Origin of the sequence: Actinoplanes sp. NPDC051470 (genome assembly GCF_040682035.1) — a bacterium.
GTDB lineage: Bacteria > Actinomycetota > Actinomycetes > Mycobacteriales > Micromonosporaceae > Actinoplanes.
In genome coordinates, this window is record NZ_JBFBAA010000013.1 from 163,669 (window position 1) to 178,934 (window position 15,266).

Annotated in this window: 13 protein-coding genes; 4 read left to right on the forward strand and 9 right to left on the reverse strand. The window is 71.9% G+C overall.

Annotation, left to right across the window (positions count from 1 at the left end):
• The first annotated feature begins 18 nt into the window (after positions 1–18).
• Both AB0M54_RS23625 and AB0M54_RS23630 read left to right on the forward strand, forming a co-directional pair.
• Positions 19–1,032, forward strand: coding sequence for an RNA polymerase subunit sigma-70 (locus AB0M54_RS23625; RefSeq protein ID WP_364473702.1), 1,014 nt, complete (start codon positions 19–21; stop codon positions 1,030–1,032).
• A 31-nt stretch (positions 1,033–1,063) separates the two neighbouring features.
• Positions 1,064–1,765 carry an SDR family oxidoreductase gene (locus AB0M54_RS23630; RefSeq protein WP_364473704.1) on the forward strand — a complete coding sequence of 234 codons (702 nt, stop codon included), beginning with the start codon at positions 1,064–1,066 and terminating at the stop codon, positions 1,763–1,765.
• On the opposite strand, the gene AB0M54_RS23635 is transcribed toward AB0M54_RS23630, so the two are convergent.
• Both AB0M54_RS23635 and AB0M54_RS23640 read right to left on the reverse strand, forming a co-directional pair.
• Complete coding sequence (locus AB0M54_RS23635; RefSeq protein WP_364473706.1) at positions 1,751–2,653, reverse strand: nucleoside hydrolase; 903 nt, start codon at positions 2,651–2,653, stop codon at positions 1,751–1,753. The two genes, AB0M54_RS23630 and AB0M54_RS23635, sit on opposite strands and share 15 nt — an antisense overlap.
• A 96-nt stretch (positions 2,654–2,749) precedes the next feature.
• Positions 2,750–3,394 carry a TetR/AcrR family transcriptional regulator gene (locus AB0M54_RS23640; RefSeq protein WP_364473708.1) on the reverse strand — a complete coding sequence of 215 codons (645 nt, stop codon included), beginning with the start codon at positions 3,392–3,394 and terminating at the stop codon, positions 2,750–2,752.
• A 167-nt stretch (positions 3,395–3,561) separates the two neighbouring features.
• Between AB0M54_RS23640 and AB0M54_RS23645 the strand changes: the two genes are divergently transcribed.
• Complete coding sequence (locus AB0M54_RS23645) at positions 3,562–4,713, forward strand: beta-ketoacyl synthase N-terminal-like domain-containing protein (RefSeq protein ID WP_364473709.1); 1,152 nt, start codon at positions 3,562–3,564, stop codon at positions 4,711–4,713.
• Positions 4,714–4,821: 108 nt separating this feature from the next.
• On the opposite strand, the gene AB0M54_RS23650 is transcribed toward AB0M54_RS23645, so the two are convergent.
• The 3 genes from AB0M54_RS23650 to AB0M54_RS23660 form a co-directional block, all read right to left on the reverse strand.
• A complete protein-coding gene (locus AB0M54_RS23650; RefSeq protein WP_364326705.1) occupies positions 4,822–4,977 on the reverse strand; it encodes a hypothetical protein in 156 nt (51 codons plus the stop codon).
• Positions 4,978–5,118: 141 nt separating this feature from the next.
• The gene (locus tag AB0M54_RS23655) at positions 5,119–5,673 is read right to left on the reverse strand and encodes a hypothetical protein (RefSeq protein WP_364473711.1); all 555 of its coding nucleotides are present in this window, start codon (positions 5,671–5,673) and stop codon (positions 5,119–5,121) included.
• An 87-nt stretch (positions 5,674–5,760) separates the two neighbouring features.
• Positions 5,761–6,585, reverse strand: coding sequence for an SAM-dependent methyltransferase (locus AB0M54_RS23660; protein ID WP_364326701.1), 825 nt, complete (start codon positions 6,583–6,585; stop codon positions 5,761–5,763).
• A 261-nt stretch (positions 6,586–6,846) separates the two neighbouring features.
• On the opposite strand from AB0M54_RS23660, the gene AB0M54_RS23665 reads away from it, so the two are divergent.
• Positions 6,847–8,421: a DHA2 family efflux MFS transporter permease subunit gene (locus tag AB0M54_RS23665; protein WP_364473713.1), complete on the forward strand. Its 1,575-nt coding sequence runs from the start codon at positions 6,847–6,849 to the stop codon at positions 8,419–8,421.
• A gap of 31 nt (positions 8,422–8,452) precedes the next feature.
• On the opposite strand, the gene AB0M54_RS23670 is transcribed toward AB0M54_RS23665, so the two are convergent.
• The 4 genes from AB0M54_RS23670 to AB0M54_RS23685 form a co-directional block, all read right to left on the reverse strand.
• Positions 8,453–8,737: a hypothetical protein gene (locus tag AB0M54_RS23670; RefSeq protein ID WP_364326695.1), complete on the reverse strand. Its 285-nt coding sequence runs from the start codon at positions 8,735–8,737 to the stop codon at positions 8,453–8,455.
• A gap of 44 nt (positions 8,738–8,781) precedes the next feature.
• Positions 8,782–9,078, reverse strand: coding sequence for an STAS domain-containing protein (locus tag AB0M54_RS23675; RefSeq protein ID WP_364326692.1), 297 nt, complete (start codon positions 9,076–9,078; stop codon positions 8,782–8,784).
• Positions 9,075–13,175, reverse strand: a complete 4,101-nt coding sequence (locus tag AB0M54_RS23680; RefSeq protein WP_364473715.1) for a SpoIIE family protein phosphatase — start codon at positions 13,173–13,175, stop codon at positions 9,075–9,077. Before AB0M54_RS23680 ends, AB0M54_RS23675 begins: the two co-directional genes overlap by 4 nt.
• Before the next feature lie 111 nt (positions 13,176–13,286).
• Positions 13,287–15,215, reverse strand: coding sequence for a serine/threonine-protein kinase (locus AB0M54_RS23685; RefSeq protein ID WP_364473717.1), 1,929 nt, complete (start codon positions 15,213–15,215; stop codon positions 13,287–13,289).
• Positions 15,216–15,266: the final 51 nt, after the last annotated feature.

Below are 15,266 nucleotides of genomic sequence, written 5' to 3' on the forward strand. Positions count from 1 at the left end.
CCAGTTGGTGACGGGCCGGTGAGTCTCAGCCTCGGCCGGGATCAGTACGGGCCGGAGGTGCACGTGGAACGTAGTGTCGAGATCGTGGCCGACTTCGCCGAGCTGGCCCAGCCCTGGCGGCGGGAGATCGTCGCCCACTGCTACCGGATGCTCGGTTCGGCGGCCGATGCCGAGGACGCCGCCCAGGAGACGTTCCTGCGGGCGTGGCGGGGCTTCGACCGGTTCGAGGGCCGGTCGTCCCCGCGGACCTGGCTGCATCAGATCGCCACGAACGTGTGCCTGCGCCAGCTCGAGCAGCGCGCCCGCCGGGTGTTGCCGGCCGGGCTGGGCGGCCCCGAGCCGGACTGGCGCCGTCGAGCCCGGCCGGCCGACGCGGGCACCCCGTGGATCGCGCCGTTCCCGGTGGATCCGGCCGAGGTGGCGGCGACCCGGCAGCAGGTGCGGCTGGCGTTCGTCGCGGCGTTGCACCACCTTCCGGTACGCCAGCGGGCGGCGCTGCTCCTGCGTGACGTCGCCCAGCTCTCCGCGGACGAGGTGGCGGCCGCGCTGGACACCACGACCGTCGCGGTGAACGGCGCCCTGCTGCGCGCCCGCGACCGGATGGCCCGGCTGTCCCCCGATCCGGACGAGCTGAGCGAGCCGGACGACCCTGCGACCCGGGCCCGGCTGCGGCGTTACGTCGAGGCCTTCGAGAACGCCGATGTCGGCGCGCTCACGGCGGTGCTGCGTGAGGACGTGACCCTGGAGATGCCGCCGCACGCCACCTGGTTCGCCGGACGCGGTGCGGTCCTCGGCTTCCTCGGCGCGCATGTGCTGCGCGAGCCGGGCCGCTTCACCGTCCTCGAGGTGCGGCCGGGGGCCAACGACCAGCCGACGCTCGCGATGTACGCCGGGGCCGAGGCCCACGCGCTGCAGGTGCTCGACCTGGACGCGGGCGGCATCCGGCGGATCCACATCTTCCTGCAACCGGAACTGTTCCCGATCTTCGGGCAGCCGGTGAGTCTGGGCGCCGGGCGGGATCTTCCTGGGTGAACCCGATGCTCTGGAGGAACCGATGACGACAATGACCGGCAGAACTGTAGTGGTGGTCGGCGGCAGCCGCGGCCTGGGACTCGGCATCGCCGTGGCCGCCCGGGACGCGGGAGCGCACGTGACCGTCGTGGCCCGCGACCTGTCATCGCTCGGAGACCTGGACGGTGATCAGGGCCATGCCACCGACGAGGCCTTCGCCGAGAAGGTGCTGGCCGGCCGGAACCCCGACCTGCTGGTGCTCACGGCCGGGGCGGTCCCGCCGATGGCGCCGCTGAGCGGGCACACCTGGGAAACCTTCTCGGCGCACTGGCACGCCGACGTACGCATCGCCTTCACCTGGCTGCGGGCGGCCTTGCGCGTGCCGCTCGCGCCGGGTTCGCGGGTGATCGTGTTCGGCAGCGCGGCCGAGCTGCGCGGTTCGCCGCTCAGCGGTGGGTACGCCGGCGCGAAGGCCACCGTCCGGCTGATCACCGGCTACGCCGCGGCCGAGGCGACCGGCATCACGATGACCACGGTGCTACCGGTCATCACGCCGGGAACCACGGTCGGGGAAACCGCGATCCGGGGGTACGCCGAGAAGTCCGGCTCGACCCCGGAGGCCTTCCGGGCGGCCCTGCCGGCGGCGCCGACCCCGGAGTCCGTGGGCGCCGCCGTTGTCCGCCTCGCCCTCGAACCCGCTGGTTCCCTGGCCGGCGCCTACGTCGTGGACGGCACCAGGTTACAGCCCCGATAGCTTCTGCTGCCGGCCGAAGCGGCGGATCTTGGCGAACATGTCCTCGAGCAGGAACCGGACGTCGACGGCCTCGACGACCCGGATGGGATGCCCGGAACCGGGCAGGTAGTGGCCCTCTCGCCCGAAGCGGGGCGCCGGCACGGTGCGGAACTGGCCGCCGCGCGGATAGAGCATGAGGGCGATGGCGGGCGAGTCGCCCAGCGACCGGGACTCGATCGGTTCCGGGTGGTGGGCGGCGTTCCACTCGACCATCTGCCGGATCAGATAGTCGGCCAGCTCGGAGGTGCCGCCGATCTTCTCCTCGAGCTCGGCGTAGCTCACCGACACCTGCGAGTACACATCGGACGGCACCTGCCACACCGTGATGCCGGAGTCGAAGACCACGTTGGCGGCGGCGATGTCGTTGCTGAGGTTGAACTCGATGCCGGGCGAGGTCTCGACGCCGCCGTGGCCGACGCCGCCGATCCAGATCACCACGACGTCGCGGCCGACGATGGCCGGGTCGAGCAGGATGGCCGAGGCCATGTCGGTCAGCGGGCCGAGGAAGGCGACGTAGAGCTTGTCGTCCGCGGTGGCGAGCTTGCTCTCCTCGATGATCAGGCGTGCGCCGGGGCTGTCCCGCGGCGACGACTCGTCGGTGATACCGGCGGCAGCGCCGTCGGCCACCACGACCTGACCCGCCTGGCCGGTGAGCCCGAGCAGCAGGTCGATCTCGGCCCGGGAGTCCGCCATGCTGTGCTCGCTGCGGCGGTCGCCGAAGTGCGCGGCGATCAGCCCTCGAACGTCGAGCGTCGACGACATCAGCGCGTGCACGATGGCGAACTGGTCGTCGGCCTCGTTCTTGGCGTCGGTGTCCAGGATGACCCGTCGACGGCGGCTGGCGGGCATGATCGCTCCTCGCGCCGTGCATATCAATTCATAGGCGAATCGAAACGATATTCGGCGCGTGAGCCCGCCGTCAAGATCGGGTCCGGATGCGGCGAGTCACGGGCGCGAGGTCAGGTGGGCCACGACCAGGTCGCCGATCATCGTGCGCAGGTGGTCGCGCAGGCCCGGGTCGAGCAGGTCGCGGTCGAAGATGGCCCGGAACGTGTACCGGTTGGCGCCTCGGAAGACACAAAAAGCACTGATGACCATGTGTACGTCGAGAGCGTCGAGATCGTCGCGGAAGATCCCGGCGGCCCGGCCGCGGTCGATGATCCGGGTCAGCACATCGAGCGCGGGCGCGGCGAGCACCTCACGGGAACTCGACTGACGCAGGTGCTCGGCGTAGTGGATGTTCTCGATCGCGACCAGCCGCACGAAGTCCTGATGTGACTCGTGGTGGTCGAAGGTCAGCTCGGCCAGCTGGCGCAACGCCTCGACCGGCTCCAGGTCGTCCACGTCGAGCTGCTGCTCCAGCGACCGGATGTGCCGGTACGCCTGCTCCAGGACGGCCAGGAAGAGCCCCTCCTTGCCACCGAAGTAGTAGTAGATCATCCGCTTGGTGGTGCGGGTCTTGGCCGCGATCTCGTCGACCCGGGCGCCGGCGTACCCCTGGTCGGCGAACTCGTGCGTGGCCACGTCGATGATCTCGGCCCGGGTCCGCTCGGCGTCCCGGACCCGTGGTGTGGTGGCGTCCGATGCCATCTGCCGCCCTCCGGTCGTGTCACCGCCGACTGTACGGCCGGACCGCACCGGCGGCGCCGTAGCACCCCTGATGCATGACAGCCACGAAGCACCGGCGGGCTGAGCCGGCCTTTCGACCTCGCTCGAAAGGCTGGCCGCGAGGTGCCGCCCGCACGACGGTTGGGTCCATGATGACGGGGATCCACGGCGTCGGCGCCGTGACCGGCTACGGCTGGGGACGCGAACAACTCTGGGACGGGCTGCTCACCGGGCGGTCGGCCTGCACGCCCAGCCCGGGTTACCGGCCCGGACCGGACGATGCCGGGTACGCCGCCCACGTGCCGGACGGCGGCGACCCCGCCGACGGGCCCAGCCGCTTCGCCCGGGCCATGCGCGCCGCGGCCCGGGAGGCCATCGAGGACGCCAAGGCGAACGGCTGGGTGCCCGGGTTGCGGGTCGGCCTGCTGCACGCCACCGTCCTCGGCGAGGTCGACCTGTGGCGGGACTTCTACACCGTCCGCGACCGCAGGGTCTCCACCCGCGACTACCTGGCCCTGATGCCCTCCACCCCGATGTCGTTGCTGATGCAGGAGTACGGCTTCCGGGGCCCGGCCATGGCCGTCTCGGCGATGTGCGCCTCGGGCAACGCCGGCGTGATCACCGCCAAGGCCTGGATCGACGCGGGCGTGGTGGACGACGTGATCCTCATCGCGACCGACCTGTCCTGCACCCCCGAGACGCTGGAGCACTTCGTCGGGCTCGGGGTCGCGGTCACCGACACGGCGCCGCTGCTGGCGTCCCGGCCGTTCCAGGCCGGCAGCCGCGGCTTCGTCATGGGCGAGGCCTCGGTCGCCTTCGTCCTGTCGGCCGGCGACGGCCGCCCGTACGCACGGGTCCACGGCGGCGCCATGACCCACGACGCCTACCACGTCACCTCGATCGAGCCGGGGCTGGACTCGGTCCGGCGCTGCTTCACCGACGCCATCGCCGGCGCCGGTGCCGACGCCGGTGAGGTGCGCTATCTCAACGCGCACGGCCCCGGCACCCGCCAGTGCGACGCCGCCGAGTCGGCGATGCTCGCCTCGCTGTTCCCGCCGGCCGCCCGGGTCTTCTCGGTGAAACCTCTCACCGGGCACTGCCAGGGCGCCGCCTCGGCCGTGGAGATCGCGGTCAGCGCGCTCGCCTACCGCCGCGGCGTCATCCCCGCTCCCCCGGCCGTCGCCGAGGCTCACCCACAGCTACTGGCCGGCGTGCAACCGATCGAGCCGGGCCTGACGGTCAAGTCATCGCTCGGCATGGGCGGCCACAATGCGGTCATCGTGATCGGCCCGCCCGATTGATGCCGGGCGCATCGCTTGACTCCGGGCGCGCATCGCTTCATTCCGGGCGCGCGAAAGGGCGCCCGCTCGAAAGCGGGACGCCCTTTTCACCTTTTCCGAGCGGCCGGGTCAGAACCAGACTTTTCGGCCACCGACCGGACGGCCGACGGCGCCGAGGATCCAGAGCACAGCACCGATGACCAGGAGAATGATGCCGATCGTGTAGAGGATCGACACCTTCAGGAAAATGCCCAGCAGCAAGAGGATGAGGCCCAGAATCAGCATGACTTTGCTCCGTTTCGACGGCGGGCATCTCCCGCAGACGCATCCCTTGTACCCAACCCGTCGAAATACCAATCCGCCTCGATGAACGACTCTTGGCGGGGCCGCGATGACGCCGGGACCGGCGTCATCGCGGGTCGCCGATCACGAGACGGTCTGCTCGCAGGTGGCGGCGAAGGTGTCGTTGCCGCCGTTGCCGATGCAGAGGTCGCTCACCCCGCCGACCGTCTCGGCCTGGCCGGTGCCGCCGTCGAGGTAGTCGCCGCCGTCGCCGCCCTTGACCGTGTCACTGTCGTTCTCGCCGTGCAGGCTGTCGTCGCCGATCTGCCCGTCGAGGTAGTCGTTGCCGTCGCCGCCGTAGATGCGGTCGGCGTCACCGAAGACGGTCGCCGGCGACCCGGAGTCGCCCCAGATGCCGTCCGCGCCGGGGCCGCCGAAGATGAGGTCCTCGCCCTTGCCGCCGTAGACCGTGTCGACGCCGCCGCGGGCGCAGATCGTGTCGTCGCCGGCGCCGCCGTCGATGGTCTCGCCGCTGTCGGTCCCGATGATGACGTCGGCGCCGCCGGTGCCGGTCACGCCGGCCACGGTCGCCGCCAGTCCGTTACAGGTGACCGTGGCCGAGGCCGGGGCGGGCGCCGTCAGGGTCGCGGCCGTGGTCGCGATGATCGCCGCGGCCACCATGATGATTCGTCGTCCCATGAGTCAGTCCTCCGCTACTGCCGCCGCCCGGGTGGCGGTGGCGGTAGTCAGAGTCGGCGCGTTCGTCAGCGCCGCCTCACGGTGGCGTCAGGGTTTGCGGGCGACGCCGCCGATCATGCTGTAGTACGTGTCCTTCTGGTCGACCGGCGCCTCGTCGCCGGGGCGCCACTCGACCGGCGGCACCAGGCCCGGCTCGACCATCTCGAAGTCGCCGAAGTACGCCTGGATCTCGTCGCGGCGCCGCCACCGGCCGGTGCCCATGGTCGTGTTGAACACGTGCTCGGCCTCGCGCACCTTCTCGGAGATCTCCGGGTGCTCGTCGGCCGGGTCCCAGAAGTGGATCAGGGCCAGGTGACTGCCCGCGGGCAGCGCGTCGCGCAGCGTGGCGGCGATCCGGCCCGGGTCCTCGGTGTCGTGCACGTGGTGCAGGATCGACAGCAGCAGCAGGCCGATCGGCTCGGTGAAGTCGAGGCACTGGCGGACCACGGGGTGTTCGAGGACCTTCTCGGGCGTGCGGATGTCGGCCTCGATGACCGTGGTGTTCGGCTCGTCCGCGAGCAGCGCGCGGCCGTGCACGAGAACCATCGGGTCGTTGTCCACATAGACCACGTGGGCGGTCGGATCGACCTCGTAGGCGACCTGGTGCACGTTGGTCTGGGTGGGCAGCCCCGAGCCGATGTCGAGGAACTGGCGGATGCCGGCCTCGGCGGCCAGATAGCGCACCGCGCGGCGCAGGAACGCCCGGCAGGCGCGGCCGGCCTCCTGCGCGTCGGGCATGATGGCCAGCGCCTGCTGGGCCGCCATCCGGTCGACCGCGAAGTGGTCCTTGCCACCGACCATGAAGTCGTAGACGCGGGCGACGCTGGGCCTCGTGACGTCGATTCCCGCAGGCGCGAACTCGTTGTCGGTCACGTCGGCGCCCTCCCGTGGATCTCCGTACGGCCGACCGCATTGTAGGGGATTTTGTCGATGTCTTCCGTCCGCGGCGGCGGCCGGACGTGTTGATCGTCACGCTCGAAGGCGGGGCGACGAGTAACAAACCCAGTTCAGACTAGGTTTCGGGCCGGTGCGAATTGCGGAAACGGGCTGTCCGCGTTCGCCCGGGATGGCAGCATCATCGCCTGCCCGGGCGGTCTCACCGACCCAAACGTCAGACAGAATCTGGAGCTACCCGTGACCGATCAAGCCGCCGCGCCACCGCAGAAGCTGGACGCCGCCGTGCTGAAGATCGCCGGCGTGGTGGTCCTGGGCGCGATCATGTCGATCCTCGACATCACCGTGGTCAGCGTCGCCCTGCCGACCTTCCAGACCGAGTTCGACGCGACGTACGCGCAGGTCGCCTGGACCATGACCGGCTACACGCTGGCGCTCGCGACGGTGATCCCGCTCAGTGGCTGGGCGGCCGACCGGTTCGGCACCAAGCGGCTCTACATGCTCGCGCTGCTGCTGTTCACCCTCGGGTCGGTGCTCTGCGCGACCGCCGACTCGATCGAGCAGCTCGTCGCCTACCGGGTGCTGCAGGGCCTCGGCGGCGGCATGCTGATGCCGCTCGGCATGACGATCATGACGCGGGCGGCCGGGCCGCAGCGGATCGGCCGGCTGATGGCCGTGCTCGGCATCCCGATGCTGCTGGGCCCGATCGGCGGCCCGATCCTCGGCGGCTGGCTGATCGAGGCGGCGAGCTGGCACTGGGTCTTCCTGATCAACCTGCCGATCGGCATCATCGCGCTGATCTACGCCCTGTTCGCGCTGCCCAAGGACAGCCCGCAGCCGGGCGAGTCGTTCGACTTCCTCGGCATGCTGATGCTCTCGCCGGGCCTCGCCCTGTTCCTGTACGGCGTGTCCTCGCTCCCCGAGACCGGCACGATCACCACGCCCAAGGTGTGGATCACCATGCTGGCCGGGCTGATCCTGCTGGTCAGCTTCGTCCTGTACTCGTTCAAGCCGAAGCACCCGCTGCTCGACCTGCGGCTCTTCCGCAACCGCAACCTGAGCGTCTCGTCCCTGTCGCTGTTCGTGTTCGTGATCGCGTTCATGGGCGCCGGCCTGCTCTTCCCGAGCTACTTCCTGCAGGTCCGCGGTGAGTCCACACTGCACGCCGGTCTGCTGATGGCGCCGCAGGGCATCGGCGCGATGATCACCATGCCGATCGCCGGAACGCTGGCCGACCGCATCCCGGTCGGGCGCACCGTGCCGTTCGCGATGGCGCTCATCGCCGCCGGCTTCTTCACCTTCACCCAGGTCGGCACCGACACGTCCTACCTGCTGCTGTGCGGCTCGCTGTTCGTGATGGGCCTGGGCATGGGCGGCACCATGATGCCGATCATGACCTCGGCGCTGCGGACGCTGACCAGCAACGAGGTGGCTCGCGGCTCGACCCTGGTGAACATCCTGCAGCAGATCGGCGGCTCGATCGGCTCGGCCATCATGTCGGTGGTCCTCACCAGCCGGCTCAACCAGTCCGACCCGATCCCGGGCCTGACCAACCCGCGGACCGGCGAGCCGATCACCGAGGCGGGCGCCGCGATCGCCCACCAGCAGGGCGCGCAGCTGCCGGTGCCGCCGAACATCCTGGAGCGGGGCCTGGCGTTCGTGGCCGACTCGTTCGGCACCACGTTCTGGGTCGGTTTCGCGCTGGTGCTCGCGACGTTCATCCCGATCGCGTTCCTGCCGCGCAAACGGCCGGCCGCGAAGGTGGGCGAGGGCGACGCCGGCAACACCGTCGAGGCGCCAGTGATGATGCACTGACGCCTGCGACGGGTGGGGCTAGGACAACGCCCTAGAACGGAGTGGGGCCGCGGCCGACCAGCGACATCAGGATCTGCGTGGCCAGCAGCTTCCGGACGCCGGTCACCGTGACCTCGCCGATCCGGTCGTAGGGCAGCTCCAGCTCCACCTTCAACTTGTCGCTGGCGTTGCGAAGGTCGGCGCTGGCCTGGTCGGGGCGGAACTTGCCGCCCCAACCGTTGATACCCCTGTTCTGGTTGGTGCTCAGGGAGGCCATGCCGACCACGGTCGTGCCGTCTTCGAGGATCAGCTTGGCCGGGCCGGAGTAGGTCGTCATGGTGAGAACGGTACGCCGATGGGCCAATCCCGGTGGCGCGGAGGTCAGGCGATGGTCGTGATGTCGTCCAGTCCGGCCACCGCGAGCAGCGGCGCGAGCAGTGGGCCGGCCACCAGCCGCAAGCTCTCGACGTGCGGGAACATGGCGGCCAGGCCGGCGCTGTCGAGGTATTCGACCCGGGTCAGGTCGAGCACCAGCGGGCCGTCGGCGGCCTCGCCGCGGGCGTCGGACAACGCCGTACCGAACCGCGCGGCGTTGCTCATGTCGATCTCGCCGACGGCGGCGAGGACGACGGCGCCGTCCGGGCCGCGGCCCGTGCTGAACGTCAGTTCGGTGCTCATCCGGAAATCCTCGCCTGCAGGCCGACGACCGTGCCGGCCGCGCTGGTGGTGACGGTTACCTCGGTCATCAACGCTCTCATCAGGATCAGTCCTCGTCCCCGATGCGGGTCGGCGGCCGGCTCGGGTGGTTTCCAGCGGCCACTGTCACTGATGGTGAGGTTGAGGTGGCCGGCTGTTGCCGCGGCCCGCAACCGGATCTGGCCGCGGGTGAGGTGCCGGTGGCCGTGCTCGACCGCGTTGGCACAAGCCTCACCGGCGGCGACGAGCACATTCTGGGCCGTCGTGGGGTCGATGCCGCAGCGGGCGAGCCAGCCCCGCAGCGCCGACCGGACCGGCGCCAGCACCGCCGCCTCGGCCGGAAAGTCGATCTCCAGCGGGCCGGGATGCCGGTAGAGCAGCAGGGCCACGTCGTCGTCGTAGCCGGAAGGCGGGGCCATGCCGGCCATCACCTCGGTGGCGAGCTCCTCCAGAGCCAGGGCGCGCCCCTGCTGGACCGCGGCCGAGACCCGCTCGATGCCGGCGGTCAGCGGCTGCCGGCGGCGTTCGACCAGCCCGTCGGTGTAGAGCAGCAGGGTGGCGCGGGACGGGACGGCGTACTGCGCCTGCGGGCGATCGCCGCGGGAGTTCACCCCGAGCGGGCGGGACCGCCCCTGGTCGAGCAGGTCGGTGCTGCCGTCGGCGTGGGTGACGACGGCCGGCGGGTGACCGGCGCTGGAGTAGGCGAGTTCCCCGGTGGCCGGGTCGAGGACGCCGCAGAACACCGTGGCGCACATGGCGCCGGGAAGCTGGGCGGCGAACCGGTCCAGGGCCGTCAGCGTCTGTGCCGGGTCGGTGTTCTGCAGCAGCAGCGCCCGGCAGGCGCTGCGGAGCTGGCCCATGACGGTGGCCGCCTGCAGGCCGTGGCCGACGCAGTCGCCGACGACGATGCCGATCCGGCCGCCGGTCAGCGTGACCGTGTCGTACCAGTCGCCGCCGACCTTCAGGGGCCGGGTCGCGGGCGCGTAACGCACGGCGAATCCGGCCGGCAGCTGGGCCGGGCCGAGGATGGCCCGTTGCAGGGCGAGCGCCGTCTCGCGTTGCTGATCGATCTGATGTATCCGGCGCAGGCCCTGACCGAGGTGGCCGGCCAGCAGGGCCAGCAGGGTCCGGTCGTGCTCGGTGAACGGCCGGTTCTCGGCCAGCTCGATCCACAGCACCATGGTGCCGCCGGGGTGTTCCAGCGCGATGCCGGCGCCGCCCGGCTCGTCGGCCACCGGGGTGAGCAGCGGACCGTCACGCAGGGCGGTGAGCGTGGCCCGCCGGCTCTCGGGCAGCTCGTCGAAGCCCGGCGGGCTGGGCGAACCGTCGAAGACCACCGCGTGCGCCTCGGTCGCCCGCCACAGCCCCTTCAGCGTGTGCAGCACGCCGTCCAGCGCGTCGGCCAGGCTCTCGGCCTGTGCCAGGCGCACGCTGACCGCCGCCAGGGCGCTCTCGCGCTGGACGGCGTAGTGCTCGGCGGTGACGTCGCGGAAGGTGCCGACGATGACCCGCCGGCCGGTGTCCGGGTCTTCCACCTGGTTGAAGGCGGCCGCGACCCACAGTCGGTGGCCGTCCCGGTGGATCACCGGGATCGTGTACGAGCCGCGGGTCTGGTCGATCAGCTGGGCCAGGGCCGCCTCGACCTGCCGATGACCCTCGGGGTCGGTCTCGGGGTCGGGCCACCACGGCGGCAGCGACGCGTACGGCAGGCCCTCCGGCCCGTACCCGAGGATGTCGGAGAAGGCCGAGTTCATCTCGATGACCGCGCCGCTCTCGTCGCAGACGAAGAACGCCTCCTGGAGCGAGTCGATCAGCGCCGTACGGAACCGGGCGTGGTGGTTGCGCAGGCGGGCGAGTTCGACGTTGGCGCGGACCCGGGCCAGCAGCTCGGCCGAGGAGAACGGCTTGACCAGGTAGTCGTCGGCGCCGGCCTCCAGGCCCTCGATCGACGCCTCCTGCCCGGCCCGGGCCGAGAGCAGCAGCACCGGGGTGCCCGCCGTACGCGGATCAGCCCGCAGGGCCGCGACCAGCGCGAGACCGTCGAGGCGCGGCATCATGACGTCGCTGACGATCAGATCGGGGTTCTGGGTACGGGCGGCCTCCAGCGCGTCGCGCCCGTCGGCGACGCCGTGCACGTGGTGGCCGGCCGAGCGCAGCAGCCGGAGGAGGTAGTCGCGCATGTCGGTGTTGTCGTCGGCGACCAGCACCCGGGCCGGCGTACCCACCGACGGGCCCCGGCCGTCCGCGGCGGCCGTCCCCTCCGGAGCCGACGGGGCGTCCGGCAGCCAGCGCAGGGCCTCCTGGACGTAGGGCTCGGCGACCGAGGGCCCGGTCGCGGCGCCGGCGCCGGTCAGCGACTCGGCCGGGAGGTGCTCGGCGCCGTAGGCCAGCCGGATGGCGAAGGTCGTACCCTCGCCGAGGGGGCTCTCCGCGGTGATCGTGCCGCCGTGCAGTTCGACGAGTTCCTTGACCAGGGCCAGGCCGATGCCGCTGCCCTCGTTGGAGCGGGCCCGGGCGTTCTCGATGCGGTGGAAGCGCTCGAACAGGCGCGGCATCTCGGGTTCGGGCACGCCGACGCCGGTGTCGGTCACGGTGACCAGCGCCCGGTCGCCGGCCGGCCGCACGGCGATGCGCACGCCCCCCTCGAAGGTGAACTTGAGCGCGTTGCTGAGCAGGTTGAGGATGATCCGCTCCCACAGCGCCCGGTCGACGTACACCGGCCGCGGGAGGGGCGGACAGTCGACCTCCAGGGTCAGGCCGGCCCGCTCGATGGCCGACCGGAAGACGCCGGCCAGCTCGGCGGTGGCGGTGGCCAGGTCGACCGGCTCGTACCGGGCCTGCATCCGCCCGGCCTCGATGCGGGAGAAGGCGAGCAGGGTGTTGACCAGCTTGCCCAGCCGTAACCCGTTGCGGTGGATGACATCGAGCTCGGCCGCGAGCCGTTCGTCGCCCGGGCCCAGGCGGTTCCGCAGGTCTTCGAGCGGTCCCATGATCAGGGTGAGCGGGGTGCGGAACTCGTGGCTGACGTTGGAGAAGAACGCGGTCTTGGCCCGGTCGAGCTCGGCCAGCTCCTCGGCCCGCCGCTGCTGGGCCTCGTAGCTGCGGGCCGACGCGATGCCGGTGGCGACGTGACCGGCGGCCAGTTCCACGAACCCGCGGTAGCCGTCGTCCAACGCCCGGTAGCGGTTCAGGCCGGCCACCATGAACCCGTACGGCGCGCTCCCCTGTTGCAGCAGCGGCACCAGCAGCGCCTGGGTCGGTGGTTCCGGCCAGTCCCCCCGCGGCAGCTCGGCGAACGCGTCGCCGGTCAGGGCCACCTCGGCCGACTCGCCCCGGGCCAGGGCCGCCACCGGCCACACCGGCGAGTTGGCGCCCAGCACCGCCGGGGCGGCCGGATGACCCGCGCCGAGGCCGGACGAGCCGGCCAGCCGGGCCCCGGGCCCGTCGAAGAGGTAGGTCAGCGTGAACGGCAGATCGCGCGGGTTGCGGGCGAGCTGGGCGCTGGCGAACGCCAGCATCTGCTGTTCGGTCCGCACGACGCTCGGGTCGGAGCCGAGATCGCGCAGGGTGCCCATCCGCCGAGCGCCGATCACCCGCTCGGTCTCCTCGCTGACCACGCACAGAAGCCCGACGAGCGCGCCGTCGTCGTCACGCAACGGGCTGTACGAGAAGGTGTGGTAGCTCTCCTCGCTGTACCCGGAACGTTCCAGGAACAGCAGCAGCGCCTCGTCCCAGGTGGCCTCGCCGGTGGAGAGGACGGTCTCGACGCGGGGGCCGATGTCGGGCCAGATCTCGGCCCACACCTCGCTGGCCGGTCGGCCCAGGGCCCACGGGTACTTGCGGCCCAGGGTGTCGCGCCGGTACGAGGCGTTGCAGAAGAAGGTCAGATCCGGGCCCCAGGCCATCCACATCGGGAACCGGGACGAAAGCAGGATGCTGACCGCGGTCCGCAGGCTCTGGGGCCAGTCCGCCGGTGACCCCAGCGGTGTCGCCTCCCAGGGCACGGTCGCGAGGTCACGGCCGACCTCACCGCCACCGGCGAACACCCCGCTGCCGGGCCGGGGCTCAACCTCGCCCATCGATCGCGCCCTCCCCCGTTCATCAGGCGCGGACGGCCTGGTACGTACCCCGGTCCACACCCTAAGCGCAACGAGCTGGACCGGCATCAGTGTCAGCCCGTGGCCGTACCCTCAGGCCCGGCCCTGAACCGCGGTATTCGCGTCGAACCAGCCGCCGGGGTCGTCCATCGGGCCGAGCTTCAGCCCGTCCAGCAGTTTGAGCGCCTCCCGATCGGAGAGCCGGTCGAAGCTGACGACGTCGATCCGGGTCCGTCCGTCGCCGGTCCACAGGTAGCAGAACCCGTCCAGGCAGCCCGACGCACCGACCTTGTGCTGCGTCCCGAGGGCCACCGAGACCAGGAAGTTGTTCTTGATCGGGCTGCGCGCGCCCTCGCTCTTCGGATCCCAGGGCCGGAGCAGGCCGGTCGGCTTCGGCGCGGGCCCGGCGAACACCACCGCGGCGGGCTGGGCGTCGCCGTACTGCGCCGGGCTGGCCGCACCGGTCTCGACCTGGGTGCCGACCTCCACCGCCTGATAGCCCTTGGGCACGTAGGTCAGCCGGAACGGCAGCCGGGCCACCACCGACCCGCCGGTGCGCAGGCCGCCGGCCAGGGAGCGCAGCTGGTCGAAGGACGGCTGACCGTCCCGGACGGTCTGGATGGTCGCCCACGCGTTGTCGGCGTACTGCCAGGCGAGCATCCGATCGGTGTTGTTCGGCGTGGTGGGGTAGGTCTCGTCCCATCGGGCCGGGCGGCCGCCCACGGTGACCCGCTCGGTGCCGTCCAGGCCGGCCGGGTCGAAGGCGCCCGGCCGGTAGACCGTCAGGGTCCCGGCCGGTTCGTCGCCCAGCAGCACGTTCGCCGTCTGGTACGCGGTGGAGACCGAGGTCGGGTCGGTGACCCGCAACCGGCCGCCGGACCAGCCCCGCACGGTGAACACGAACGCCGGCCCGGAGGCGGTGGCCCGGGGTGGCGTGCTGGGCGGCCGGGACGGCGCGGCCGTGGTCAGCTGTTCACCGGCCCGTCGCGGGCCGTCCCAGGGTGCGAGCACCAGCACGGCGCCCGCGCCGACGAGCAGCAGCAGCGCGGCGGCCGCGGCGGCGGCCACGCCGAGCCGACGGGTCCGCCGCCGCGGGCCCGGGGCCGGCCGCAACGGCTGGACCTGCCCGGTGACGAAGTTCTGGAGTTCGAGCCGATGGGTCGGCGGGCCGAGGCCGGCCACCGCCGCGGACACGTCGGCCGGGCGGTTGCGCGGAAGCAGCAGGTCGAGCAGCTCCCGGGCGGTGGGGCGCAGCCGCGGATCCTTCTGCAGGGCGCGTTCGAGCAGCCCCCGCAGCGACGCCGGCACGCCGGTCAGGTCGGGCGGCTGGGTGAGGATGCGGACGGCGGTGCCCTGCACCGAGTCGGTGTCGAAGGGCGCCCGGCCGGTCGCCGCGTAGGCGACCACCGCGGCCCAGGCGAAGACGTCGCTCGCCGGGTCGGCGGGGGCGCTGCCGACCGACTCGAAGCGTTCCGGCGCCATGTACGCGACCGTGCCGACCATCTGGCCGGTGCGGGTGTGCGCGCTGGTCATCTCGAGCCCACGCGCGATGCCGAAGTCGATCACCTTGACGCCGCCCATGGCGAAGAGCACGTTGTCCGGCTTCAGGTCGCGGTGGATGACACCGGCGCCGTGGATCGCGGCCAGCGCGGTGGCCGTGCCCAGCGCCACGCTGTGCAGGTCGGCCTGGCCCATCGGCCCGTGCTCGGCCACCCGGCGGGTCAGGCTGGGGCCGTCGACGAACTCCACCACCAGGTACGGCGGGTCGTGGTCGGGATCGGCGTCGAGCACCGCGGCCGTGCAGAACGGGGGCACCTGCCGGATCCGGCTGATCTCGCCCCGGAACCGGCCCCGGAACTGGTCGTCGTAGGTGAGCTCCTGGCGTAGCACCTTGACCGCGACCAGCCCGCCGGCCTCGTCCCGGCCCAGGTAGACCACGCCCATGCCGCCCTGACCGAGCCGGGCGACCAGGGTGTAGCGGCCGATCCGGCGCGGGTCGCTCTGGCGTAACGGGAACTGCACGGAACGTCGTCCCAATCGCTCGGGGCCCAGGTAGGCGCGCCGGTATCCTAG

What these genes read in the sequence shown, in the direction of transcription:
- AB0M54_RS23670 (WP_364326695.1), bottom strand. Translation starts at nt 8,737, where the DNA reads ATGACGACCTACTCCGGCCCGGCCAAGCTGATCCTCGAAGACGGCACG.
- AB0M54_RS23675 (WP_364326692.1), bottom strand. Translation starts at nt 9,078, where the DNA reads ATGAGCACCGAACTGACGTTCAGCACGGGCCGCGGCCCGGACGGCGCC.
- AB0M54_RS23645 (WP_364473709.1), top strand. Translation starts at nt 3,562, where the DNA reads ATGATGACGGGGATCCACGGCGTCGGCGCCGTGACCGGCTACGGCTGG.
- AB0M54_RS23630 (WP_364473704.1), top strand. Translation starts at nt 1,064, where the DNA reads ATGACCGGCAGAACTGTAGTGGTGGTCGGCGGCAGCCGCGGCCTGGGA.
- AB0M54_RS23680 (WP_364473715.1), bottom strand. Translation starts at nt 13,175, where the DNA reads ATGGGCGAGGTTGAGCCCCGGCCCGGCAGCGGGGTGTTCGCCGGTGGC.
- AB0M54_RS23635 (WP_364473706.1), bottom strand. Translation starts at nt 2,653, where the DNA reads ATGCCCGCCAGCCGCCGTCGACGGGTCATCCTGGACACCGACGCCAAG.
- AB0M54_RS23655 (WP_364473711.1), bottom strand. Translation starts at nt 5,673, where the DNA reads ATGGGACGACGAATCATCATGGTGGCCGCGGCGATCATCGCGACCACG.
- AB0M54_RS23650 (WP_364326705.1), bottom strand. Translation starts at nt 4,977, where the DNA reads ATGCTGATTCTGGGCCTCATCCTCTTGCTGCTGGGCATTTTCCTGAAG.
- AB0M54_RS23640 (WP_364473708.1), bottom strand. Translation starts at nt 3,394, where the DNA reads ATGGCATCGGACGCCACCACACCACGGGTCCGGGACGCCGAGCGGACC.